This is a genomic window from Nonomuraea sp. NPDC050153, assembly GCF_044460125.1.
In the GTDB taxonomy this organism is placed as follows: domain Bacteria; phylum Actinomycetota; class Actinomycetes; order Streptosporangiales; family Streptosporangiaceae; genus Nonomuraea.
This window is the reverse complement of sequence record NZ_JBITJQ010000017.1, coordinates 1-21055: the sequence shown is the minus strand read 5'-3', so window position 1 is coordinate 21055 and position 21055 is coordinate 1. Positions and strand designations below refer to the sequence as shown.

The 21055-nt window shown below is 69.4% G+C and carries 27 protein-coding genes and 1 pseudogene; 12 read left to right on the top strand and 16 right to left on the bottom strand.

What is annotated here, in order from left to right:
• Positions 1–7: 7 nt before the first annotated feature.
• Positions 8–526 (bottom strand): pyridoxamine 5'-phosphate oxidase family protein, encoded by a 519-nt coding sequence (locus tag ACIBQ1_RS34490; RefSeq protein WP_397283492.1) that lies wholly within the window; start codon positions 524–526, stop codon positions 8–10.
• A 92-nt stretch (positions 527–618) separates the two neighbouring features.
• A complete protein-coding gene (locus tag ACIBQ1_RS34485) occupies positions 619–1104 on the bottom strand; it encodes a CGNR zinc finger domain-containing protein (RefSeq protein ID WP_397283491.1) in 486 nt (161 codons plus the stop codon).
• Positions 1105–1221: 117 nt separating this feature from the next.
• Here ACIBQ1_RS34485 and ACIBQ1_RS34480 point away from each other — a divergent pair, with 117 nt between their 5' ends.
• Positions 1222–2100 (top strand): hypothetical protein, encoded by an 879-nt coding sequence (locus ACIBQ1_RS34480; RefSeq protein WP_397283490.1) that lies wholly within the window; start codon positions 1222–1224, stop codon positions 2098–2100.
• Here ACIBQ1_RS34480 and ACIBQ1_RS34475 read toward each other — a convergent pair.
• Complete coding sequence (locus ACIBQ1_RS34475; RefSeq protein WP_397283489.1) at positions 2097–2438, bottom strand: VOC family protein; 342 nt, start codon at positions 2436–2438, stop codon at positions 2097–2099. The genes ACIBQ1_RS34480 and ACIBQ1_RS34475 overlap by 4 nt on opposite strands.
• 65 nt (positions 2439–2503) lie before the next feature.
• Here ACIBQ1_RS34475 and ACIBQ1_RS34470 point away from each other — a divergent pair, with 65 nt between their 5' ends.
• Positions 2504–2839 (top strand): ArsR/SmtB family transcription factor, encoded by a 336-nt coding sequence (locus ACIBQ1_RS34470; protein ID WP_397283664.1) that lies wholly within the window; start codon positions 2504–2506, stop codon positions 2837–2839.
• A complete protein-coding gene (locus ACIBQ1_RS34465) occupies positions 2836–3258 on the top strand; it encodes an SRPBCC domain-containing protein (protein WP_397283488.1) in 423 nt (140 codons plus the stop codon). The genes ACIBQ1_RS34470 and ACIBQ1_RS34465 overlap by 4 nt, the downstream gene beginning before the upstream one ends.
• Here ACIBQ1_RS34465 and ACIBQ1_RS34460 read toward each other — a convergent pair.
• The 5 genes from ACIBQ1_RS34460 to ACIBQ1_RS34440 are packed head-to-tail and all read right to left on the bottom strand — an operon-like array spanning position 3255 to position 6272.
• Positions 3255–3467 (bottom strand): hypothetical protein, encoded by a 213-nt coding sequence (locus ACIBQ1_RS34460; protein ID WP_355371990.1) that lies wholly within the window; start codon positions 3465–3467, stop codon positions 3255–3257. The genes ACIBQ1_RS34465 and ACIBQ1_RS34460 overlap by 4 nt on opposite strands.
• A gap of 3 nt (positions 3468–3470) precedes the next feature.
• Positions 3471–4205, bottom strand: coding sequence for an alpha/beta fold hydrolase (locus ACIBQ1_RS34455; RefSeq protein WP_397283487.1), 735 nt, complete (start codon positions 4203–4205; stop codon positions 3471–3473).
• Positions 4202–4825 carry a LysE family translocator gene (locus tag ACIBQ1_RS34450; protein WP_397283486.1) on the bottom strand — a complete coding sequence of 208 codons (624 nt, stop codon included), beginning with the start codon at positions 4823–4825 and terminating at the stop codon, positions 4202–4204. The genes ACIBQ1_RS34455 and ACIBQ1_RS34450 overlap by 4 nt, the downstream gene beginning before the upstream one ends.
• A 42-nt stretch (positions 4826–4867) precedes the next feature.
• Entirely contained in the window at positions 4868–5860 is a 993-nt protein-coding gene (locus ACIBQ1_RS34445; RefSeq protein ID WP_397283485.1) for a helix-turn-helix transcriptional regulator, read from the bottom strand.
• A 40-nt stretch (positions 5861–5900) separates the two neighbouring features.
• Positions 5901–6272 (bottom strand): winged helix-turn-helix transcriptional regulator, encoded by a 372-nt coding sequence (locus ACIBQ1_RS34440; protein ID WP_397283484.1) that lies wholly within the window; start codon positions 6270–6272, stop codon positions 5901–5903.
• Between the two features lie 78 nt (positions 6273–6350).
• On the opposite strand from ACIBQ1_RS34440, the gene ACIBQ1_RS34435 reads away from it, so the two are divergent.
• A complete protein-coding gene (locus ACIBQ1_RS34435; RefSeq protein ID WP_397283483.1) occupies positions 6351–7187 on the top strand; it encodes an SDR family oxidoreductase in 837 nt (278 codons plus the stop codon).
• Positions 7188–7196: 9 nt separating this feature from the next.
• On the opposite strand, the gene ACIBQ1_RS34430 is transcribed toward ACIBQ1_RS34435, so the two are convergent.
• The 4 genes from ACIBQ1_RS34430 to ACIBQ1_RS34415 all read right to left on the bottom strand — a co-directional run bounded on the left by ACIBQ1_RS34430 (position 7197) and on the right by ACIBQ1_RS34415 (position 10993).
• Entirely contained in the window at positions 7197–7961 is a 765-nt protein-coding gene (locus ACIBQ1_RS34430) for a sulfite exporter TauE/SafE family protein (protein WP_397283482.1), read from the bottom strand.
• A gap of 78 nt (positions 7962–8039) precedes the next feature.
• Positions 8040–8987 (bottom strand): VWA domain-containing protein, encoded by a 948-nt coding sequence (locus ACIBQ1_RS34425; RefSeq protein ID WP_397283481.1) that lies wholly within the window; start codon positions 8985–8987, stop codon positions 8040–8042.
• 64 nt (positions 8988–9051) lie between these two features.
• Positions 9052–9984, bottom strand: a complete 933-nt coding sequence (locus tag ACIBQ1_RS34420) for a DUF58 domain-containing protein (RefSeq protein ID WP_397283480.1) — start codon at positions 9982–9984, stop codon at positions 9052–9054.
• Positions 9985–9991: 7 nt separating this feature from the next.
• Positions 9992–10993, bottom strand: a complete 1002-nt coding sequence (locus ACIBQ1_RS34415) for an AAA family ATPase (RefSeq protein WP_397283479.1) — start codon at positions 10991–10993, stop codon at positions 9992–9994.
• A 55-nt stretch (positions 10994–11048) separates the two neighbouring features.
• Here ACIBQ1_RS34415 and ACIBQ1_RS34410 point away from each other — a divergent pair, with 55 nt between their 5' ends.
• Both ACIBQ1_RS34410 and ACIBQ1_RS34405 read left to right on the top strand, forming a co-directional pair.
• Positions 11049–11825, top strand: coding sequence for a hypothetical protein (locus tag ACIBQ1_RS34410; RefSeq protein ID WP_397283478.1), 777 nt, complete (start codon positions 11049–11051; stop codon positions 11823–11825).
• Positions 11826–11875: 50 nt separating this feature from the next.
• A pseudogene (locus ACIBQ1_RS34405) lies at positions 11876–12136 on the top strand (DUF2268 domain-containing putative Zn-dependent protease); the annotation flags it as partial.
• 22 nt (positions 12137–12158) lie between these two features.
• Here ACIBQ1_RS34405 and ACIBQ1_RS34400 read toward each other — a convergent pair.
• Genes ACIBQ1_RS34400 through ACIBQ1_RS34390 form a run of 3 tightly spaced genes read right to left on the bottom strand, consistent with a single transcriptional unit; the run spans position 12159 to position 12837 of the window.
• On the bottom strand, positions 12159–12371 hold the full coding sequence (locus tag ACIBQ1_RS34400) for a response regulator transcription factor (RefSeq protein ID WP_397283477.1): 213 nt from the start codon (positions 12369–12371) through the stop codon (positions 12159–12161).
• On the bottom strand, positions 12350–12679 hold the full coding sequence (locus tag ACIBQ1_RS34395) for a hypothetical protein (protein ID WP_397283476.1): 330 nt from the start codon (positions 12677–12679) through the stop codon (positions 12350–12352). Before ACIBQ1_RS34395 ends, ACIBQ1_RS34400 begins: the two co-directional genes overlap by 22 nt.
• Positions 12667–12837, bottom strand: a complete 171-nt coding sequence (locus tag ACIBQ1_RS34390) for a hypothetical protein (protein ID WP_397283475.1) — start codon at positions 12835–12837, stop codon at positions 12667–12669. Before ACIBQ1_RS34390 ends, ACIBQ1_RS34395 begins: the two co-directional genes overlap by 13 nt.
• 285 nt (positions 12838–13122) lie before the next feature.
• Here ACIBQ1_RS34390 and ACIBQ1_RS34385 point away from each other — a divergent pair, with 285 nt between their 5' ends.
• From ACIBQ1_RS34385 to ACIBQ1_RS34365, 5 genes are all read left to right on the top strand, one after another.
• The gene (locus ACIBQ1_RS34385) at positions 13123–13686 is read left to right on the top strand and encodes a ClpP family protease (protein ID WP_397283474.1); all 564 of its coding nucleotides are present in this window, start codon (positions 13123–13125) and stop codon (positions 13684–13686) included.
• A gap of 1 nt (position 13687) precedes the next feature.
• Entirely contained in the window at positions 13688–14305 is a 618-nt protein-coding gene (locus tag ACIBQ1_RS34380) for an ATP-dependent Clp protease proteolytic subunit (protein WP_397283473.1), read from the top strand.
• An 880-nt stretch (positions 14306–15185) separates the two neighbouring features.
• The gene (locus ACIBQ1_RS34375; protein ID WP_397226846.1) at positions 15186–15776 is read left to right on the top strand and encodes a class I SAM-dependent methyltransferase; all 591 of its coding nucleotides are present in this window, start codon (positions 15186–15188) and stop codon (positions 15774–15776) included.
• Positions 15773–16312, top strand: coding sequence for a TrmH family RNA methyltransferase (locus tag ACIBQ1_RS34370; RefSeq protein WP_397283472.1), 540 nt, complete (start codon positions 15773–15775; stop codon positions 16310–16312). The genes ACIBQ1_RS34375 and ACIBQ1_RS34370 overlap by 4 nt, the downstream gene beginning before the upstream one ends.
• A 38-nt stretch (positions 16313–16350) precedes the next feature.
• Positions 16351–17148: a glycerophosphodiester phosphodiesterase family protein gene (locus tag ACIBQ1_RS34365; protein ID WP_397283663.1), complete on the top strand. Its 798-nt coding sequence runs from the start codon at positions 16351–16353 to the stop codon at positions 17146–17148.
• A 409-nt stretch (positions 17149–17557) separates the two neighbouring features.
• Here the strand turns inward: ACIBQ1_RS34365 and ACIBQ1_RS34360 are convergent, their stop codons facing one another.
• Complete coding sequence (locus ACIBQ1_RS34360; RefSeq protein WP_397283471.1) at positions 17558–17824, bottom strand: hypothetical protein; 267 nt, start codon at positions 17822–17824, stop codon at positions 17558–17560.
• A gap of 410 nt (positions 17825–18234) precedes the next feature.
• Between ACIBQ1_RS34360 and ACIBQ1_RS34355 the strand changes: the two genes are divergently transcribed.
• Positions 18235–20583, top strand: a complete 2349-nt coding sequence (locus tag ACIBQ1_RS34355) for a hypothetical protein (RefSeq protein ID WP_397283470.1) — start codon at positions 18235–18237, stop codon at positions 20581–20583.
• Positions 20584–21055: the final 472 nt, after the last annotated feature.

Here is a 21055-nt window from a genome sequence, read left to right as displayed (position 1 = left end):
GGGCTGCTCACTTGCGGCGGATCTGGCGCACCCCCACCCCTTCCCGCCACGCGTCCATGACGAGCTCGTCGCCCTCGACCCGCGTCCACACCACCTCCGTCAGCTCGATCCGGAACAGGTCCGACTCCTCGCCCGGCAGCCCGAACGACGCCAGCACCTCCCGGTCGGTGATCTGCACGGCCCGCCCGGCCAGCTTCACGTCGCCCTCCCACGAGGACGGATCGTCCCCCTCGGGGGCGCGGGAGGTGACGTGGACGGCCATCCGCGGGTCGCGCCGAAGGTCGGACGCCTTGACCGCGCCCGGCATCGACCCCGTCCACAGCTCGCCGTCCCGGAACATGGTCTCGGTGCCGCTGACCCGGGGCGAGCCGTCCTTGCGCAACGTGGCCAGCACCTTGTGCCGGTAGGCCGCCAGCAGCCGCCCCGCCACCCCGGCCAGCTCCGGCGCCTGCCGCTCGAACTCCTGCCATGAAGCCATGCCCGCCATCATGCCCGCCATCATGCCCGCCATCATGCCCGCCATCATGCCCGCCATCATGCCGCCGCGACCGACAGAATCGGCTCACCCGCCCGGCGTTCGTCGCGGGCGTCGTGCGGAGCACCTGCCGGCTGCCGGGGTCAGGCGCGGCGGCGGGCGCGGTAGGCGCTGGCCTTGGCGCGGTTCTGGCAGGACAGGCCGCAGAACCTGCGCGAGGCGTTCCTGGTGACGTCGAAGAAGACCAGCTCGCACCCGTCCGCCTCGCAGCTCCGCAGCCGCCGGCCCTGGCCGACGCCGATCACCATGGCCAGGGCCGTGCCGGCGTCGGCCGCCCAGGCGTCGACCAGGTCGGCGCCGGGCCCGTGGAAGGCCAGGACGGGCGGGTCGCCGTGCAGGTTGGGCACGGCCGCGTGGCGGACGAGGGCCGCGTTGAGCGCGGCGACGTCGCCGGCGAAGGCCGGGTGGAGCTCGGCGGCCACGTCCGCGAGCCGGTCGGCGTCCGCGCCGGTCAGCGCGCGGCTGGGGGTCCAGCCCCGCTGGGCGAACGCCGCCTCCAGCGCGGCCCGGCGGTCGGCGGGCGGCTCCGCGGGACGACCGCGGGCCTGGGTGACTGCCAGCTCGTTCACCAGGAGGACGGCCAGCTCCGCCCACCTCCCGACATAACTGTCTATTTGCGATTGACCAGTGATGCGCCAAGCCTCTATCGTCACTGACATAGCTTATCTAGACAGTGAGGGATTGCGATGAGCGCATCGTCCGTACTTGCCCGCCGCATGTGGCACCAGCTCGAACCGATCCACGCGGTGCTGTACTTCTCGCCCCAGGCGTTCGAGGAGGCGGCCGCGCTCGGTTACGACGTGGAGTCGCGCTGGCCGAGCTATTTCGCCTACCGCACGGCCCCGCTCGGGCGGGCCGGCGCCCACTTCGCCACCGCGGCCTACTACAGCTTCAGCCCGCGGACGATCGCCGAGCACGTGCCCTCCGTGTGGGAGGTCGCCCCGCCCGAGCGGGTGCTGGAGGCCCGGATGACCGCCGTCGACCGCACGTACCGCCAACTACTGGGCGGCAAGGTGGCGACGGCCGAGGCGGCGGAGGCCGCGGAGCTGGCCAGGCGGGCCGCCGAGAGCGTGGGCGTGGCCGGGCGGCCGCTCGCCGCGGCCAACCTGGACCTGCCCTGGCCCGACGAGCCGCACCTGGTGCTGTGGCAGGCCGCCACCGTGCTGCGCGAGCACCGCGGCGACGGCCATCTGGCGGCGCTGCAGGCCGCGGAGCTGGACGGTTGCGAGTCGCTGGTGTCGTTCGCCGCGATCGGCGCGGCCCCCGCGGCGAACTTCGCCGGGCGCGGCTGGAGCGAGCAGGAGTGGGACGCCGCCCGGGAGCGGCTGGCCGCCCGCGGGCTGGTCGGCCCCGACGGGCAGGCCACCGAGCGGGGGCGGGCGCTGCGCGACCAGGTCGAGCGGATGACCGACGCGCTGGCCGCCGAGCCGTGGCGGCTGCTCGGGGAGGAGCGCGCCGAGCGGCTGGCCCGGCTCGCCGGGCCGTTCCTCGGCGCGGTCTTCGAGGCCGGGCTGCTGCCGATGACCAGCACCCTCGGCATCGCCACCGTCAAGGCCCCCGGCTAATCGAACCCGGGGGCGGGCTGCCAGATGCTGATCTCCGTGCCCTGGTCGTCGACGCACGCGCAGCCGCGCCCCGACTTGCTGTCGTACACCGTGCCGGCGCTGCCGCCCAGCTCCCGCACCCGTTCGACGGCCGCGTCGATGTCGGTGACGTGGTAGTAGAGGTTCGGCTGCGACGAGGGCCCGCCCGCGACGAACCCCATCGGCACGGCCGTGTTCGTGACGTGCAGGTACGTCTCGTGCTCGCGCTTGAACCCCCAGCCGAACAGCACCCCGTAGAAGGCGGCCGCCCGGTCCAGGTCCGCGACGGACAGCGTGTAGTAGCCCAGCTCGACACTCATGTAAGCGCCTCCGCAATAATTGCCGCTAGCGTTAAGGATTAACAGCCTAACGGAAGCAGGCAACAATTAACACAGGCGTTAACGAAATCGACGCGACGCTGGCCGCGCTCGCCGATCCCACCCGGCGCAAGGTCATCGACCTGCTGCGCGAAGGACCGCGGCCGGCCGGCGAGCTGGCGCAGGCCGTCCAGATGAGCGCCCCCGCCCTCAGCAGGCACCTGCGCGTCCTGCGGGCGGGCGGTCTCGTGCGGGCCGAGGCGGGTGGCGCCGACGCCCGCCTGCGCCTCTACACGCTGCGCCAGGAGCCGTTCGCGGCGCTGCAGGCGTGGCTGGACCAGGTGCAGGCGTTCTGGGCCGAGCAGCTCGGCTCGTTCAAGGACCATGTGGAGCGGGGCCGGTGAGCTCCGTCCGGGCCGGCGTCACCGTGCCGGTCGATCCGGCGACCGCGTTCCGGATCTTCACCGACGAGATCGACAGCTGGTACGTGCGCGGCCGCCACAGCTGGGTCGACCCGGACCGCGCGGTCGGCATCCGCTTCGAGGAGGGCTTCCTGCGCGAGCTGTGGTCCGACGGCGGCCACGTCGACACCGGCAGGATCCTCGTCTGGGAGCCGCCGCGCCGCCTCGTCTGGGCCGACCTGCTCAACGAGGGCGGCCGGATGGAGATCGAGGTGGCCTTCAGCCCGGTCGAGGGCGGCACCGAGGTGCTCCTGGAGCACCGCGGCCTGGACACGCTGCCCCCGGACGTGGCCGGGCGCATCCGGCGGGGCTACTCCTGGAACATCGCGCTGCGCTGGTTCGCCGGCAGGTGGAAGGGCTAGCGGCGGCCGTACTTCTTGTGCACGGCCTGCTTGCTCACCCCGATCGCGACGGCGATCTGGGCCCAGGCCAGCCCCGCCACCCTCGCCCGCCGCACCTGGACGGCCTCCAGCCGCTCGATCTCGCGGCGCAGGGCGGTCGTGGCGTGCAGTGCCAGCAGCGGGTCGTCGTCCTGCGCCTGCCGAAGGAGGGTCGCCAGGTCGTTCGTCATGCCCTAAAGGTAGTCCAGGAGCAGCCGGTTGATCTCCTCAGGACGTTCGAGGGCGGGCAGGTGGCCGGCCCACTCCAGCTCGACCAGCCGCGCCCGCGGCAGCTCGCCCGCCAGGTGGCGGGCACTGGCCCGGAAGTACGGCAGGTCGTGCGCGCCGGCCACGACCAGCGCCGGCACGTCGATCTCCGCCGGCGCGAGCTCCTTCTCGGCCTGCGACGGCTCCGGATCGGCGGCCAGTTGCACCTCGAACGCGTGCCGCTGCATCTCCACCACGCGCCCGAAGGCCTCCCGCGGCGCCTCGGGCCCGAGCAGGGTGCGCGCGTTCAGCTCCGCCGCGCCCTCGACGTCGCCCGCCTCCAGCAGGCGCCCCTCCTCGTCCCAGTAAGCCCGCAGGTCCGGGGTGGGCGGCAGGTCGGAGATAGGGTTCAGCAGCACCAGCCGGTCGGCGAGCCCTGCCGCCGCCAGCTCCAGCGCGACCCGGCCCCCGCCCGACGAGCCGACCAGCGCCGCCCGGCTCACCTCCAGCGCGGCCAGCAGCCGCGCCACGTCGTCGCCGTCGTTGTACGGGGCCTCCGCCCGGTAGGGGCTGCGCCCGTAGCCGCGGAAGTCCACCGTGATCACGCGGAAGCGGTCGGACAGGGCCTCCACCTGCGCGTCCCACATGCCCGAGTCGACCGCCGTCGAATGCAGCAGCACCACGGGCTCGCCCGCGCCGCGCTCGGCGTGCCAGATCGTCACCGCGAATCCACCACCAGCCGCACGCCCAGCCCGATCAGCACCACCCCGGAGATCTGCTCCAGCCGCCGCCGTACGGCGGGACGGCCCAGCCACGCCTTGGCCTTGGCCACCGCCCAGATGAGCAGCCCGTACCAGAGCAGGTCCACCAGCACCCACACGACGGCCAGCGTCGCGAGCGTGGCCGGCACGTTCTGCCCCGGCGGGACGAACTGCGGCAGGAACGACATCGCGAACACCGCCGCCTTCGGGTTGGCCAGGCACGTCCCGACACCCGCCAGGTAAGGCCCGCGCCAGCCCGGCACCACCGCCCCCTCGGCTTCGGGCCCTGTCACCGGCGCCCCCTTGCGGGCCTGCCACAGCGCCTGCGCGCCCATCACGACCAGCACCACGGCGCCGACCACACGCATGACGTCATAGGCCAGCTGCGAGGCCACCAGCAGCGCCGACAGGCCGAAGGCGGCCGACAGCCCCCACAGCAGGATGCCGGTCTCGTTGCCCAGCGTGGCGGCCATCCCGGAGCCGCGGCCCGCGCGCAGCGTCTGACGCAGGATGATGGCCGTGCTGACCCCGGGCACCATGGCCACCAGGACGCATGCGCCCACGAAAGCGAGAAGGTACATGCGCGGCATGTTCGCAGAAACCGCGCCCTGAAGTCGCCTGAATTATCGACCCTGAGCTGCGGCCCAGCCGTACATCTTGCCCAGCTCGGCGACCGCCTCGCACATCAGCTCCCGCAGCTCCGGCGGCCCCAGCACCTCCACTGCGGCCCCCATCCGCAGCAGCAGCCAGCGCGCGTGCGTGAGCGACTCGATGGGCACCGTCAGCGTCAGCCAGCCCTCCGGATCGGGCTCGCCGGCCGCGGCCAGCGCGGCGCCGACCACGTCGGAGCCCATCGTGTACGCCAGCAGCTCACCGTGGTCGGGGGCGAGCCGGATGACGGCCTCGGCGGTGTACATCCGCTCGCGGAACTCCTTGGCGTAGCCCTGCCAGAACTCGCCCAGGTCGAACCCCTCGGGCCAGGCGAAGCGGCCGGGCAGCGTCTCCAGGGTCAGGATCCGCGCCACCCGGTAGGTGCGGGGACCGCCGCCCGGCGGCGCGGCCACCAGATACCAGGAGCCGCCCTTGAGCACCAGCCCGTACGGGTGGATCACCCGGTCGACCTCCTGCTGCCCCCAGCGCCGGTAGGTCATGTGCAGCGGCCGCTGGTCCCACACCGCCTCGGCCACCTCGCTCAGATGCGGCACGTCGTCGGCCGAGCGGTACCAGCTCGGCACGTCCAGCAGGAACCGCTCGCGCATCCGCGAGGCGTACGAGCGCGGCTCGGGCGGCAGGGCGGCCAGCAGCTTCAGCTCCGCGGTGGCGGCCACCTCGGCCAGCCCCAGCTCGGCCGCGGGGCCGGGCAGCCCCGCCAGGAACAGCGAGGACGCCTCCTCGGCGGTCAGCCCGTTGAGCCTGGTGCGGTAGCCGTCGAGCAGCTGGTAGCCGCCCGTGGGCCCCCGGTCGGCGTAGACCGGCACGCCGGCCGCCGACAGCGCCTCCACGTCGCGGTAGACCGTGCGGACCGACACCTCCAGCTCCTCGGCCAGCTCCGGCGCGGTCATGCGGCCGCGCGACTGCAGGAGCAGGAGGAGCGAGAGCAGGCGGCTGGCGCGCATGGCCCCATTCTAGGAAAGCGCGCCGCCTGCGAGCGGCCGTTCAGCGGGCGGCGTACTCCTCGCGGGAGGTCACCACCTGGGGCATCCGCTCCTCCACCCACTCCAGGAGGGGGACGAGCCGCTCGGCGGCCTCCCGGCCCAGCTCGGTGAGGCTGTACTCGACCTTGGGCGGGATCGAGGGCTCGGCCACGCGCAGCACCATGCCGTCGCGTTCGAGCGCGTGGAGCGTCTGGGACAACATCTTCTCGCTCACCCCGTCGACCCGGCGGCGCAGCGCGTTGAAGCGGTAAGGCCCCTCGTACAGGGCCACGAGCGCCAGGATCGCCCAGCGGCCGGTGATCGTCTCCAGCACCGAGCGCGAGGTGCACCGGCGCGAGAAGACATCGGCCACCAGCTCTTCGAACTCCTCCATGGAATTCAGCGTACGCGTTCGGCAGTACTTTCTGATAGAAAGTACTAACCATCGCGGCAGTACTGAATAGGAGAAATCATGATCGTGGTGACGGGAGCCACCGGACATCTGGGCCGGCTGGTGATCGAGGACCTCAAGAAGCGCGTCCCGGCCGGGCAGATCGTCGCCGCCGCGCGTACTCCGGAGAAGGGCGCCGACCTCGGCGTCGAGGTGCGCCAGGCCGACTACGACCGGCCCGAGACCGTCAGGAGCGCGCTGCGGGGCGCCACCAAGGTGCTGCTCATCTCCGGCATCGACCCCAACCGGCTCCAGCAGCACTCCACCGTCGTGGACGCCGCCAAGGAGGCCGGGGCCACGCTCGTCTACACCAGCGCGCCCGGCGCCGACACCACCGAGGCCGTCCTGGCCGCCGACCACCGGGCGACCGAGGAGTACATCAAGGCGGCCGGGGTGACGTACACCATCCTGCGCAACAACTGGTACAACGAGGTCTACGAGGCGGCGATCACGGCCGCCCCGCAGTTCGGCGCCGTGCACGGCGCGGCCGGCGACGGCCGGGTCGCCTCCGCCTCCCGCGCCGACTACGCCGCCGGCGCGGCCGCCGTGCTGACCGGCGAGGGCCACGACGGCAAGGTGTACGAGCTGTCCGGCGACACGACCTGGAGCCGGGCCGACCTGGCCGCCGAGATCGCCGCGGTCACCGGCAAGGAGGTCGTCTACCAGGACCTGCCGAAGGACGAGTACGCGGCCGTGCTGGCCGGCGCCGGCCTGCCCGGGCCGTTCGCGGAGATGATGGCGGACGTGGACGTCAACATCGCCCGCGGCTGGCTCGACCACACCCCCGGCACGCTGCGCGACCTCATCGGCCGCCCCACCCGGACGATCGGCGAGTACGTCCGCTCCCTGCTCGGCTAGAGCGCGCGGTCAGCCGCCGAACTGCTGCCAGGCCAGCCTGGCCACCAGGGCCACCACGACGCACAGCAGCACGATCCGCACGAAGCCGGTGCCCCGCTTGAGCGCCATCCGCGCGCCGAGCTGGGCGCCGGCCACGTTGCACACGGCCATGCCGAGCCCGAGCCCCCAGTTCAGGTGCCCCTGCGCCCCGAAGACCACCAGCGCCCCGAGGTTGGTCCCCACGTTGATGATCTTGGCGGACGCGGAGGCCGAGACGAAGTCCAGCCCCAGGATGGTGGTGAAGGCGACGATGAGGAACATCCCCGTGCCCGGCCCCATGATGCCGTCGTAGAAGGCGATCCCCACCCCGGCCACCGCCACCGCGGCCAGCACCCGGGCGTTGGTCCGCAGGTGCGGCACGGGCACGGACCCGAGCGCGGGCCGCAGCGTCACGAACGCGGCCACCCCGAGCAGCACCACCATGACGGCGGGTCGCAGCACCTCGGCCGAGATCGCCGCCGCCGCCCACGCCCCCAGCCCGGCGCTCAGCACCGCCAGCCCCGCGCCGGGGAGGGCCACCTGCCGGTCGATCTTGGTGGAGCGCGCGTACGCGACGGCCGCGGAGGTGGTGCCGAAGATGGACGACAGCTTGTTGGTGGCCATCGCCTCGACGGTGGGCAGCCCGGTCATCAAGATCGCGGGGAGCTGCACCAGCCCGCCCCCGCCCACGACGGCATCGACCCATCCCGCCCCTGCCGCCGCGACCAGCAACACCAGGACCTGCTCCAGCGGCACGCCACTCCCCCGATTTCCCCCAAGAAACCCCAAGAGTGTACAAGTCGCACACCAACTGGCTCGGGGGCAGGGGTGACGTCAGGGGATCCGGGAGCCGAACAGCACCGCCGCGCCCGCCACCAGCAGCCCGGCCACGATCGCGGCCACGATGAACCACTGGGTGATCTCCTGGCTGACCAGCTTGTAGCCGAGCGAGGTGCCGATCTGGTCGTAGACCTCGCGCAGCTCGCTGCCGGACTCGGCCGCGTAGGCCCGGCCGCTGGTCCCGTCGGACAACGACTGCAGGGTCTGCTTGTTGACCGGCACGTTCACCGGCCGGCCGTCGATGTTGACGGTGCCCTCCTGGGTGCCGTACGCGATCGTGGAGACCGGCACGCGGGCCTGCTGGGCGGCGTCGATGGCCTCGTTCACCGACCTGCCCGAGGTGTTGTCGCCGTCGGACAGCAGCACGACCGCCGCCGGGGGCGGGTCGGTGGCGGCCTGCTGGTCGAACGAGCGCAGCGAGTCGAGCGCGTTGAAGACCGCCTCGCCGATCGCGGTGCCCGGGCGCGTGGTGAGGGCGCCGATGGCGGTGATCACGGCCTGGTGGTCGGTCGTGGGCGAGATGACGACGTTGGCGGAGCGGGCGAAGGACACCACGCCGACGTTGAAGCGGTCCGGCAACTCCTTGACGAACGCCTGCGCCGCGGCCTTGGCGGCGCTGATCCGGTTGGGCTGGACGTCGTCGGCGTCCATGGACAGCGACACGTCCAGCGCGATCATGATGGTGGCGCGGTCGCGCGGCACGCGTACCTGGTCGGCGGGTTTGGCGGCGCCGACGACCAGGAGCGCCATCATGAGGAGGAACAGCGCGGGGGCGACGTGGCGGCGCCAGCCGGGGCCGGCGGGGGCGACGAGGTCGAGCAGGGCCAGGTTCGTGAAGCGCACCGTGTAGCGGCGCCGGGCGAACATCGACACGATGTACCCGGCCACCAGCAGCCCCACCAGCAGGAACAGCCAGAGCCAGCCGGGCGCTAGGAATGTCACAAGGCCTCCTTCGTCGGCCTTGCGACCAAGGTGCTGCGTCTGATTGTTCCCTCGCTTCGCTCGGTCACGTGGGTCTCCTGTGGGCGAGGTGGCTCATGCGGCGCTGGCGGAGGACGAACTGCGCGATGTCGAACACCCAGTCCCGATCGGTGCGCAGCACGAGGTGCGCGATGCCGGCGCGGCGCAGCGCCACGCGGGTGCCCTCGCGCTGCAGGGCGGCCGCCTCCGCGTACGCTTGCCGAACCTTGGGCGAAAGATGCACTTCGCGTACTTTCCCGGTCTCGGGGTCGGCGAACGCGACCCGCCCCACGTCGGGCAGCTCCAGCTCGCGCGGGTCGATCACCTCCACCGCCAGCACCTGGTGGCGGGCCGCCAGCCGCCTGATGGGGCGCTCCCAGGGGCGTTCGGCGTCGGGGTCGAGGCTGGGGTGGGCGTCGAGGAAGTCGGAGACGATCAGCCGCACGCCGCGCCGCCTGCGGCTGGCCGACAGCACGTCGATGCCCTCGGCCAGGTCGGGCGCGTCGGGCACGATCCGGCCGCGCGGGGCGTCCATGAGCGAGTGCAGCAGCCCGTAGAGGGCCGGGCGGCCGGTGCGCGCGGGCATGCGGTGCACGTACTCGTCGTGCAGCACCAGCGCGCCGAACCTGTCGCCCATCCTGCTCGACAGGAACCCGATCGCCCCGATCGCGGCCACCACCAGGTCGCGTTTGTCGGTGTCGGCGGTGCCGAAGTCCATGCTGGGCGAAAGGTCCGCCAGCGCCCAGGTCTCCAGCTCGCGGTCGGCGATCAGGTCGCGTACGTGCGGGACGGTCGTGCGGGCGGTGACCGCCCAGTCCATGCGGCGCACGTCGTCCTCGCCGGCCACGTACACGCGGCTGTCGCCGGCCTCGCTGCCCGGCCCCGGGAGCAGCCCCTGGTGGGCGCCGTGCAGCAGCCCGTCCAGCCGCCGGGTGACCGTCAGCTCCAGCCGCCTGAGCGCCTGTTCCGCCGTGTTCACAGGCCGCTCACCGGTTCTGGTTCCAGACGACGAGGGGCGGGGGCACGGCCTGCAGGATCTGTTTGACGACCTGCTCGGGGTCGACGCCGTCGGCCAGGGCGTCGAAGGTGAGCATGAGCCGGTGCGACATGACGTCCACGGCCACGTCGCGTACGTCGTCGGGCAGCAGGTAGTCGCGGCCGCGCAGCAGGGCCAGCGCCCGTCCGGCCGAGACCAGGCCCAGCGTGGCCCGGGGGCTGACGCCGATCTCGATGGTCTCGACGAGGTCGGGCAGGCCGTACTCGGCGGGGCTGCGGGTGGACATGACCAGCCGCACCACGTAGTCGGCGACGAGCTGGTGCACCGAGATCTGCTCGGCCGCCTCCTGCAGGGCCAGCAGCTTGCCGGGGTCGAGCACGCGCTCGGGGACCGGCGGCGTGACGCTCATCCGGTGCAGGATCTCCAGCTCCTCGTGCGCGCTGGGGTGCGGGACCCGTACGCGGAACAGGAACCGGTCGCGCTGCACCTCGGGCAGCGGGTAGACGCCCTCGGACTCGATCGGGTTCTGGGTGGCGAGCACGATGAACGGCCTGGGCAGCGGGTGGGTGACCCCGGCGAGGGTCACCTGCCGCTCGGCCATCACCTCCAGCAGCGCGGACTGGACCTTGGCGGGGGCGCGGTTGATCTCGTCGGCCAGCAGGAAGTTGACGAACACGGGGCCGAGCTCGACATCGAACTTCTCGTTGGAGGGGTGGAAGACGCGGGTGCCGATGATGTCGCTCGGCACGAGGTCGGGGGTGAACTGGATCCGGGCGAACGTGCCGCCCACGACAGTGGCCAGGGTGGAGGCGGCGAGGGTCTTGGCGACGCCTGGGACTCCTTCGAGCAGGCAGTGCCCGCGGGCCAGCAGGGCCACGATGAGCCTTTCGACCATGTGGTCCTGTCCGACGATGACACGCCGGACCTCGTCGAGACTTTGACGCAGCAGTGCCGCATCGTTTCCGCCTGGCAACTCTTCGGCGACGCTCATGACGCCATTCCACCAAACGCGCCGCAAACCTGCACGACGCCACGTCTGTGCTTTCATGGCAAACGTGGCAAGTCCCCTGCAGTACGGCGATCCACCCCGGCTGGGGCCATTCGTGGTCCAGGCCCGTCTGCACACTGCCCCGGCGGGTTTCGTGTACCTGGGCCAGGGGCCCGACGGGCGGGCGGTCTCGCTCGCCGTGCTCACCAGGGGGGCCGCGCTCGACGCCGCCGCCCGCGAGCGGTTCGTGACCGCGGTCAGGGAGGCCAGGGGCGAGCGGTCCAGGTTGCGCGGCTGGCTCGGGCGCCCGGGGCGCTCGCGGGGCGCGGTGCTGGACGACACGCCCGAGGTGCTCGCCTTCGACGGCGGTCACGCGCCTTGGGCGGCGGTCCCGTACGTGCCCGGCCGGCCCGGGGCCGAGCGGTTCCTCGATCCCGTCATGGTGGGCGGGACGTTCATCGGGGAGGCGCACGGGCCCGACTTCGTGCCGTACTGGCTGACCGACCGCGCCCCGGCGCTGCCCGGGCCGACCCGGCAGCGCAGGCCGCTCACCGAGACCCGCAAGCGGGTCCTGATGGCCGCGCTGGCGCTGGTGCTGCTGCTCATGCTGGTGATCGCGATCCTGCTGCTGATGTTGCTCGGCAGGCGTGACAGCGAGCCGCAGCCGCGGCAGCTGCCGCCGACGGTGTTCGTGCCGACGCCGCCGCCGACGCCGGCCAGCCCCGAGCCGCGGCCCTCGCCGTCCAAGACGCCCTCTCCGTCGGAGAGCGGGCAGGTCACCCCCGGCCAGACGCCCGGCGACGAGCTGGGCGAGGAGTCCCCGCTCTTCAACTAGCTCGAGCCTCACCCAACAGGAGGCTTCAGCGTCCGCGGCATGGAAATTCATCGCGGATCGCGCATCTGGCCGTGCACGAGTTCCACCACAACCTCCGCCACACCAACGTCGGGCGGAACCCGGTGAGCGTGACCGTGGGCGAGCACGTGGTGGCCGAGGGGCCGGCCGAGGCGTTCGTACGGGCACCCCCATTCCCTTCAAGTGGCCCCAGCCCGCGCGGCGGGAAGGCGACCGACCCACCCGCCTCCCGCTCCCCAAGGGACCTCGGCCCCGCATGGCGGGAGAGCGACCACCCTGCCCTCCGGGGTTAGGGGTCGTCTCGGGGGGCGGACCTCAGCGCGCGGAGACGAAGCCGGACTCGTAGGCCGCGATCACAGCCTGGGTCCGGTCGCGAGCCCCCAGCTTGGCCGGCCCGTTCCCGACATGCGTCTTGACCGTCTCCTGGCTGACGACCAGCTCGGCGGCGATCTCGTTGTCGGACAGCCCCTTGGCCATCAGCCGCAGCACATCGCCCTCACGCCCGGTCAGCCTCTCGATCCCGGCCACCCGCCCCGAGCCGCCTTGGAGACGCCGCCCAGCCAGCGCCCGGATCGCGGCCGGGAACAGCAGCGACTCCCCCGCCGCGACCAGCTTGACCGCCTTGAGTCGTGCAGCTCGCGGGCCAGCCGGTTGCGTTCGGCGAGCGTACGGGCGTGCTCTTCGGCGGCGGCCAGGCGTTCGGCCGGGGTGGGGCCGAGCAGGACGGGAGCCAGCCTGGCCAGCAGCTCGCCCGCGCCGGCCGCGGTCGCCACCAGCGCGAACGGCACGATGGCCAGTGTGGAGCCGCTGACCAGCCCGCCGATCACCAGGTGCAAGGGTGAACCAGGCGGCGGTCCTGCCAGGTGCGGCCCGCCTGCCTGGGCGGGATCTCGACGTGCGCGCCGAGCAGCCCCTGCGCCGCGTTCACCCCCAGAGCCCGGACCGGCAGGAACAGCCCGGTCACGGCCACCACCGGCAGCACCGCCACGAACACGCCGATCTGGATGGGCAGCAGCAGGTTGGCGCTCTGGCCCTGCCACTAGGCCACGATCAGGACGCCCGCCATCATGTACGGCATCAGCAACGCGCCGCCCAGGATGAGGCACGCCCATCGGCGGGCAGGTTCCCTCTCACATCCGCGATTATATGTCGATGGTTATTCGCTCTCGGTGGAATGCGCCCTTAGAGAAATGCGCCCCCAGCGAAATAATCCCAAAATTACCGCCCGCCGGGTCTAGCGTTTTTCTCGGAAATACCCAGCGCAGAAAGGCGACCGGTCATGACGGAGACCCAGCGTGCGGCCTGGCCAGACCAGCTCAGCCAGCGCCTGCTGAAAGAGCGGATCGTCGTCCTCGGCCAGGAGGTCGACGACGAGATTTGCAACCGGCTCTGCGGGGAGCTCCTATTGCTGGCGGCCGAAGACCCACACCGCGACATAACGCTTTACATCAATTCGCCGGGCGGGTCCGTGACCGCCGGGATGGCGCTCTACGACATGATGCAGTTCATTCCGTGCGACGTGGCGACGGTGGCGATGGGGTTCGCGGCGTCGATGGGGCAGGTGCTGCTGACGGCGGGCGCCAAGGGCAAGCGCTACGCCCTGCCCAACTCCCGCGTCGTCATGCACCAGCCGCTCGGCGGCATCGGCGGCACGGCCAGCGACATCCAGATCCAGGCCGACAACATGCTCTACACCAAGCGCCGGATGGCCGAGATCATCGCCCACCACACGGGCCAGCCGCTGGAGCGCATCCAGGCCGACTCCGACCGCGACCGCTGGTTCACCGCCCAGGAGGCGCTGGAGTACGGCATCGTCGACCATATCGCAGAAGGGATGAACTGATATGAGCGGCCGCTATGTGCTGCCCTCGTTCACGGAGCGCACGTCGTACGGCATCAAGGAGATGACCCCGTACAACAAGCTCTTCGAGGACCGGATCGTCTTCATCGGCGCCCCCATCGACGACACCGTGGCCAACGACGTGATGGCGCAGTTGCTCACACTCGAGTCGATCGACCCCGACCAGGACATCAACATCTACATCAACTCCCCCGGCGGCTCGTTCACGGCGATGACGGCCATTTACGACACCATGCAGTTCATCCGCCCGGAGATCCACACCGTCTGCATCGGCGAGGCCTCCTCGGCCGCGGCGGTCCTGCTGGCGGCCGGCTCGGCCGGCAAACGCGCCGCCCTGCCCCACTCCCGCATCCTGCTGCACCAGCCCCACGCGGAGGGCGGCCGCGGCCAGGGCAGCGACCTGGAGATCCACGCCAGGGAGATCCTGCGGATGCGCGACCAGCAGGAGGAGATGCTGTCCCGCCACACGGGCCGGGGGATCCTGGAGATCAGGAAGGACATCGAGCGGGACCACATCTTCACGGCAGAGCAGGCACGCACGTACGGCCTGGTGGACGACGTCTACGCCTCCAGAAAGCGCACCCTGACCCCAGCCCACTGACCCACTCCCACCCGGCTCTCTGCGCCCCTCCCCGACGCCCGGCCAAACCACGCACCAGACCCACAGCTCAGACCCCGGGCCCGACACGGGGAATCGGACCGGTCTCGCAGAGCCGGGTGTGGGGAGCCCGGACCGAGCTTCAGACCCGAGCGCAGAGAGCCGGACCGGGCTTCAGACCCGGGCGCGGAGAACGGGGCGGGGAGAGCCGGACCGCGGCCCGGGAGCGGGCAGTCGAGGCACGGAGGACCCGGCACGGGTAGTCGGCACGGGCAGTCGGACGCGGATGACCCGGCGCGGGCAATCGGATATGGAGAGCCGGACGCGGAGAGCCGGCCAGGCCAGGCTGGGAGCCAAGTCAGGCGAGGTCGGGAGCCAAACCGGTCGGGGAAGCGAGCCAGGCCACGAGCCGAGCGCTGGATGCGCATGGCCACGAGCCGGAGGTTCGGAGCCGGGGCCAGGCTGAGGCAGCGCAATGGGCGCGAACGCCAAGGCCGGTGATGCCATGCTCCAGAGCCACATCGCCGTCCGAGGATCATGGACGGCGCCCAGTCCTGCCCCTCCATGACAGCACCAGCCTGCCCGCCGCAATCCCAAGGCACCACCACCATCACCACCACCCGCACCACCACCCCACCGCCACCATCACCCGAACCACCACCATCATCACAGCACCGCCGCCACCATCACCCGCACCACCACCACCGGCACCGGCACCGGCACCAGCGCTCAGGGCCGCACATCGCCTCTCGCCACCTCCCAGCGGGGATGGCCCCACCTGCCCCGAGCGGTGGCCGGCGCGCGCTCCGAGCCGTTGCGATGATCATGCTCGGGACTGCCGCGTGGGTCGGGGATCCGGGCCGGTCCGGTAACGTTTTGCGACGTGGCCCACTACTTCTCCGAACAGCCGAAGGCAGCGAGCAAGCCGGGCTCCGTCGACCTGGTTCTGCCCGATCTGCACCTGCGGCTGGAGACCGACAGCGGCGTGTTCTCGCCGGAACGGGTCGACGTGGGCACGCGCATCCTGCTGGAGACCGTCCCCCCGCCGCCCCAGGAGGGCGACCTGCTCGATCTGGGCTGCGGGTACGGGCCGATCGCCCTGACCATGGCCTCCAGGGCGCCTGAGGCGACGGTGTGGGCCGTCGATGTGAACCGGCGCAGCCTGGAGCTGACCGCCAGGAACGCCGAGGCCGCCGGCCTTTACAAAGTACGGTCAGTACATGTCGATGAAGTGCCAGATGATGTGAAATTTCGGGCAATCTGGTCTAATCCTGCGATCCGTATTGGGAAGCAGGCCCTGCACGAGATGCTCACCAGGTGGCTGACGCGGCTCACTCCCGACGGCGTCGCCTACCTGGTCGTCCAGAAACACCTCGGCTCGGACTCCCTGCAGCGCTGGCTCGGCGAGCAGGGCTGGCAGGCCTCCCGCGAGGCCAGCCGGGCCGCCTACCGGATCCTGAAGGTGACCCGATGAGAAGGCAACTGCGCCCCACCGACGTCAAGCGGCTCAACCGCACCTGGCGCAGGAACACCGAGCACCGGCTCGCCCTGATCATCGAGTCGGTCACCGGCCCGTTCAACATCGGCTCGATCTTCCGCAGCGCCGCCGCGTTCGGCGTGGACGAGATCTGGCTCGCGGGCAACGCCACCCCGCCGACCAACCCCAAGGCGGGCAAGACCGCGCTCGGCACCGAACGCCTGGTCACCTGGCACGAGCCGATCCCCGCCACCGAGGCGGTCAAGGCCGCCAAGGGAGCGGGCTACACCGTGAACGCCATCGAGCTGACCGCCGAGGCCGTGCCGCTGCACCGCGCCGAGCTGGGTCGCGACGTGTGCCTGGTGGTCGGCAGCGAGGACCACGGCTGCTCCCCCGCCCTGCTCGACGCCGTGGACGGCGTCTGCTACATCCCGCAGGTCGGGCGGGTGGGTTCGTTCAACGTGGCGGTGGCCGCCGCCATCGCGCTGGCCGAGGCTCGCCGCCAGGAGTGGGAGAATCTCCCCGAACCTTAACCGATCCGTTCACCCACGAAAGGCATACTCAGGACGTGCTGAGCCGTCGATTCGCCTTTCTCGACCATCCGGGCCCGCTGGCTTTCGCGCACCGCGGAGGCGCCGCCGAGGGCGCGGAAAACTCCGTCGCGGCCTTCGAACGGGCGGTCGAGCTCGGCTACACCTATCTGGAGACCGACGCGCACGCCACCTCCGACGGCGTGCTGCTCGCCTTCCACGACCACACGCTCGACCGGGTGACCGACCATCGCGGCCGCATCTCGGAGCTGCCCTATCAGGCGGTCAGGCAGGCCCGCATCGGCGGGGTTCACGAGATCCCGCTGTTGGAGGACCTGCTGGGCACGTGGCCCGAGATCCGCTTCAACATCGACGTCAAGGAGGCCGCTGCCATCGCGCCGCTGGCCGAGGCGATCCGGCGTACCAACTCCTTTGACCGCATCTGCCTGACCTCCTTCTCCGACGAACGCCTGACGCTGGCCAGGGCGGCGATGGGCAGGGAGGTGTGCTCGGCGCTCGGCCCGCGCGGCGTCGCCGCGCTGCGCGCCGCCGCGTCCACTTCCGGCTACGGCCGCCTGCTGGCCCGCCTGTCGCGCTCCGGCGTGCCGTGCGCGCAGGTGCCCGTGGGCTTCCGCGGGCTGCGGGTGACCACCCGCCGTCTGGTCCGTACGGCGCACGCCATCGGCATGCAGGTGCACGTGTGGACCGTCAACGACCCCGTACGCATGGAACACCTGCTCGACCTGGGCGTGGACGGCATCATGACCGACAACATCACCGGCCTCCGCCACGTCCTCGACCGCCGGGGACAGTGGCATCCCCGCGGAATGGCGGCGTGACTAGCCATTCGGTGTGTTATCGCAGCTTGACGAGGCTTTCCGAAGGTCGCGGATCACGCTCGTCCCATGACGACTCGATTGGTCGTTCTTGGTAGACGATAGTAGCCTTTGGTATGCCCATTCATGGGGGTTTCATGGATTCGAGGGCTCCCGCAGCCCATGTTTCCCACCTTTCTGTGCCAGCCCATGACGATCATTGGTTGGCGCGCGAGACGCAGATCCGCGAGTTCGTGGGCCTACATGGCAGATCACAGCAGGGTGTCCTGCTTCGTAACGTTCACGGCTGCTCCTCGTCGATTACCGCGAGGCCAGCGTCCCAGTCGATGTGCTCATCCTCGGAGCTGTAGGACACCAGGTTGCGACTGCGCATGACGAACGTTGAGACGGCCTGCCGGGGCACTCGCCACACCTATCCGCCGGTCACGAACCGGGCGAGGAGGAACGCCGGGTCGTAGGCGCAGTGCTGGATCTCGGCCTCGCCGTACCGGATGGCGTACGCAAGACTCTCGTCGAGTAACGCGTGTGAGTAATCGGTGAACCGGCCGGGTTCATGGTCGATGCACACCAGCAGGGGATCGGTGGTGCGGTACGCGAGACTGCCGATAACGAACGCCTCCAGGTGGTTCTCCTCCCACAGGGGCACGGGTGCCCACAGCGAGCAGGCGAGTGTCGTCACAGCTGAACTCCTTTACATTAAATGAAAGTGCTACTACTTACGCCAATTCACCGGACGCGAACTCAATGTCACGTTGAACGCTGGCACGCATCCTGTTGACCACCCCATGGGCAGCACATCAGCACCTCTCCCGTAGCCCCGATCGAGCTAAATAAGCTCATTCTTTTGCAAATTATCCGTTCGAATGTTGTTCTATTTAGAGGCTCGAGTGTCACTTCCCGCATCGTAGGCCGATGGCAAAACTCACTAAACCCGACATCCAACTCTGAACAAAAGAAGAGGAGGTTGACGACGCGCCGAAAGCTTGTTTACCCCGCGATGACCGCAGGCCCGCTTACATGTGGAGTGAGGATATTTGTGTTGTGTCGGACTGATATATACTAGATCTTAGTAAGAAATGAGCGGAAGCAATGACCTGCTCTATATCGCCCGAACGCGCCACTCAGGGCAAGAGAGTACTTTTCGGATACCGTAAGCTCGCCATAATTCCGTGCATACTCGTACTCGTCATGTCGGCTTCGCCGGGAATGGCAGTTCCACCGGAGCCCACCGAAAAAACGGGAAACTGCTCCAGCGGCTCAATCCAACTAAGCATCCGGGCAAATATCGTCGGCCTGCCCCTTGCCGGCTCCTCCGTCCAGATCGACGGATCCAACGCCAAGCTAATGGGCAGGAATCAAGACGAATGTCCAACGCCAATGGTGTCAGTCCCCACGTTTCAGTGGAACCTCATCAGCAAGCCCCGCGCGAGCAATGCGACCCTCTCGGGAGGAACGTCGCTCACTCCTTCTCTCAACCTCGACAGGCAGGGCTCCTACAAGGTGCGATTCACCGCCTGCCCGACCAAATGCTCCGTCTCCATTGCTGGGAGGGCTGTGTCGGTACCGGCGCAACATGCCGACACCGACATCACAGCAGTAGGAACAATAACTGTCCCACCCGAGCTGGAACCCGAGTTTGGTTTGCCCTTCCTGCCGGCAACGAACCCCACCGACTTCTCCGAATCGGAGCGCGAGGAAAAGTGTGCGCTCGGGGGCGGAGCTCTTGACCCGCAATGGGTTACGACATCTCGCTGGGACGGGCCGCAGGACTACGAGCTACTCGAAGGCGAGATAGGCCGGAGCCGTATCAGCAGAAAGGACAACTTCCTTAATCACGAATCTCAAGATCACAACTTCTCAGTGTATGCGGACGGGCCATCCCGACGGCTCGTCTCGAAAAGACCTGAATGGCCCGAACAAGAGTACACACTTGGCGTCGAATGGGAACGCGACCACTTCCCGGAACGCTTCCGCCCAACCCCGGGTGACCGTGCATCAGTCTTCGGGTACTGGATATTCGACTGCGGCCACCCGCCCTTCTATACTGAGATACATCCACCAGTCGGAGTAGCAGTACATCGGCCTCGTCCGGTCCAGATTCCTCCAGACTTCCGACCAGCAGGATTCCCGAACGGCTTCGGGCGGAACGTCTTCGTCCCCGGAATCATCACGAACATATTCTTCAATCGCCATTCAGGTGAAATAACAAGCAACTGTAGCGACACGGGTCTCGCTCAACCTGGACAGAAGATAGGTGGCACCTATTACAACGGGCGGTGCATCCGGGGTCCATCCCCAATCAACCGGACCTTCACCTTCAACATATACCTGCCGCCTGATCCGCGCGTTCTCATGCGCAGGCTTGGAAGGACAGCACCGCCAGTGCCGATCTTCACAAGGACTCTGGGAACAGGCGGCCCGAACCCCACGATTACCCGACGTACATCCGGCGATGCCACATGGCTGGAGGTTTCAGTCGATCTCGGCTCGTTCACTGGTGAGCAATATGACAGGAAGATCCTGGCAGCCTGGGCTTATCCCGCAGCGGACAACTGGGGGCTGCGCAGCTGGCGACTGCGGCTCGATTCAATGAAAGTACATGACGATGGTGACGATCTCGCCAGGGCGCGCGGCGACGGCGACTGGAGATTCTGGGTTAACACCAACAACGGCGCCCAAGAATGGACCAAGCTCTATGACTGTGCCGAGTGCGTCCACGGAACGGAGACGTTCCCATCGTCAACTCACACAGGCGCCGATCTGGGTCCCGATCTCCTCCTCTTCCCCAAACAGCACATATGGGTCCACACCTCGGGCTTCGATGGTGACAGCATCATCGACACGGACACCGGCTCTGTCAATGACCTCATCACCCACGGCCAGGCGGACCGGGCCTGCACATACAACAGCTGCATGCACTTCAGTAGAAGCCACTGCAGTGAGGACTGTGCCGACTACACCCTCCACTATGAGCTTCGACCTGCCGCTCCAGTTGGCAATGCCGCATTGAGCGCAGAGGCGACCGCACTCGCGACTGCGTACACGATTCGGCCTGACACGGGGGCACGATGCACTCCGATTGACAAGATCTGTGTCCTACTCCCCATCAATCCGGCGCTGCAGAAGCGCGATTGGCACCCAGCCGACCTCGTGCTACGTCCAGGCACACGAACTACCGGCGCTTCCACGCGGCTTCTCAAGCCCCAGCCGACTGAGACCTTTGTCATAACTGACGCCAGTCTTTCGGCGATCAAACGAACATTGGCGACCGCGTCAAAGGGCCGCCCGGCCGAGCGTGTCAAGGTGAAGCGGTTCATGGCCGCGGTCAAAGCCGAGGCTGACAGGTCCACCTCGGCCGCCCGCAAGCAGGACGTCCTAAAGTTCTTGCGAGAAGTCAAGCGCGTCGTTCCTAGGCAACTTCACCCGCCGTCAGACTGACCGTAGTAGATCCGTTTCGCAGCAGGCTTGAGGGAGTGTGTTGTTGACGCGCGGGGCCTTGACCTCGATCGCGACAGCCATGGTGAGGATCTCGCTTGGCTGGTGTAGCCCGTTGCGTACGGCCAGACGGCGACCGGCCTCGTCGCGCTCGTCACCGAAGGCGTCAGTAGGGTGGGGATCAGTCCCCATTCGGGCGGGAAACCACAAGTGGCCCCGTCCGCAGGCCGGGGCCACTTTCTTTCCCGCGGCCACTAGTCGTTCGCCACGTACGCATGATCACTATCTGATCGTCAGCGCTACAAGCTGCACCCTCGTGTCACGTACATGATGTAAGCAAATTAACTTGCGCTCTCACGAGCATCCCATGCTACGGTTTCGATCAGTGAACCTATTTCAACCTCACGCGGCTTGGGCGACACGATGGTTCTGGAGGACGGCGATGGCCTTGCAGAGGTGGCCGGCCTTGGACGGG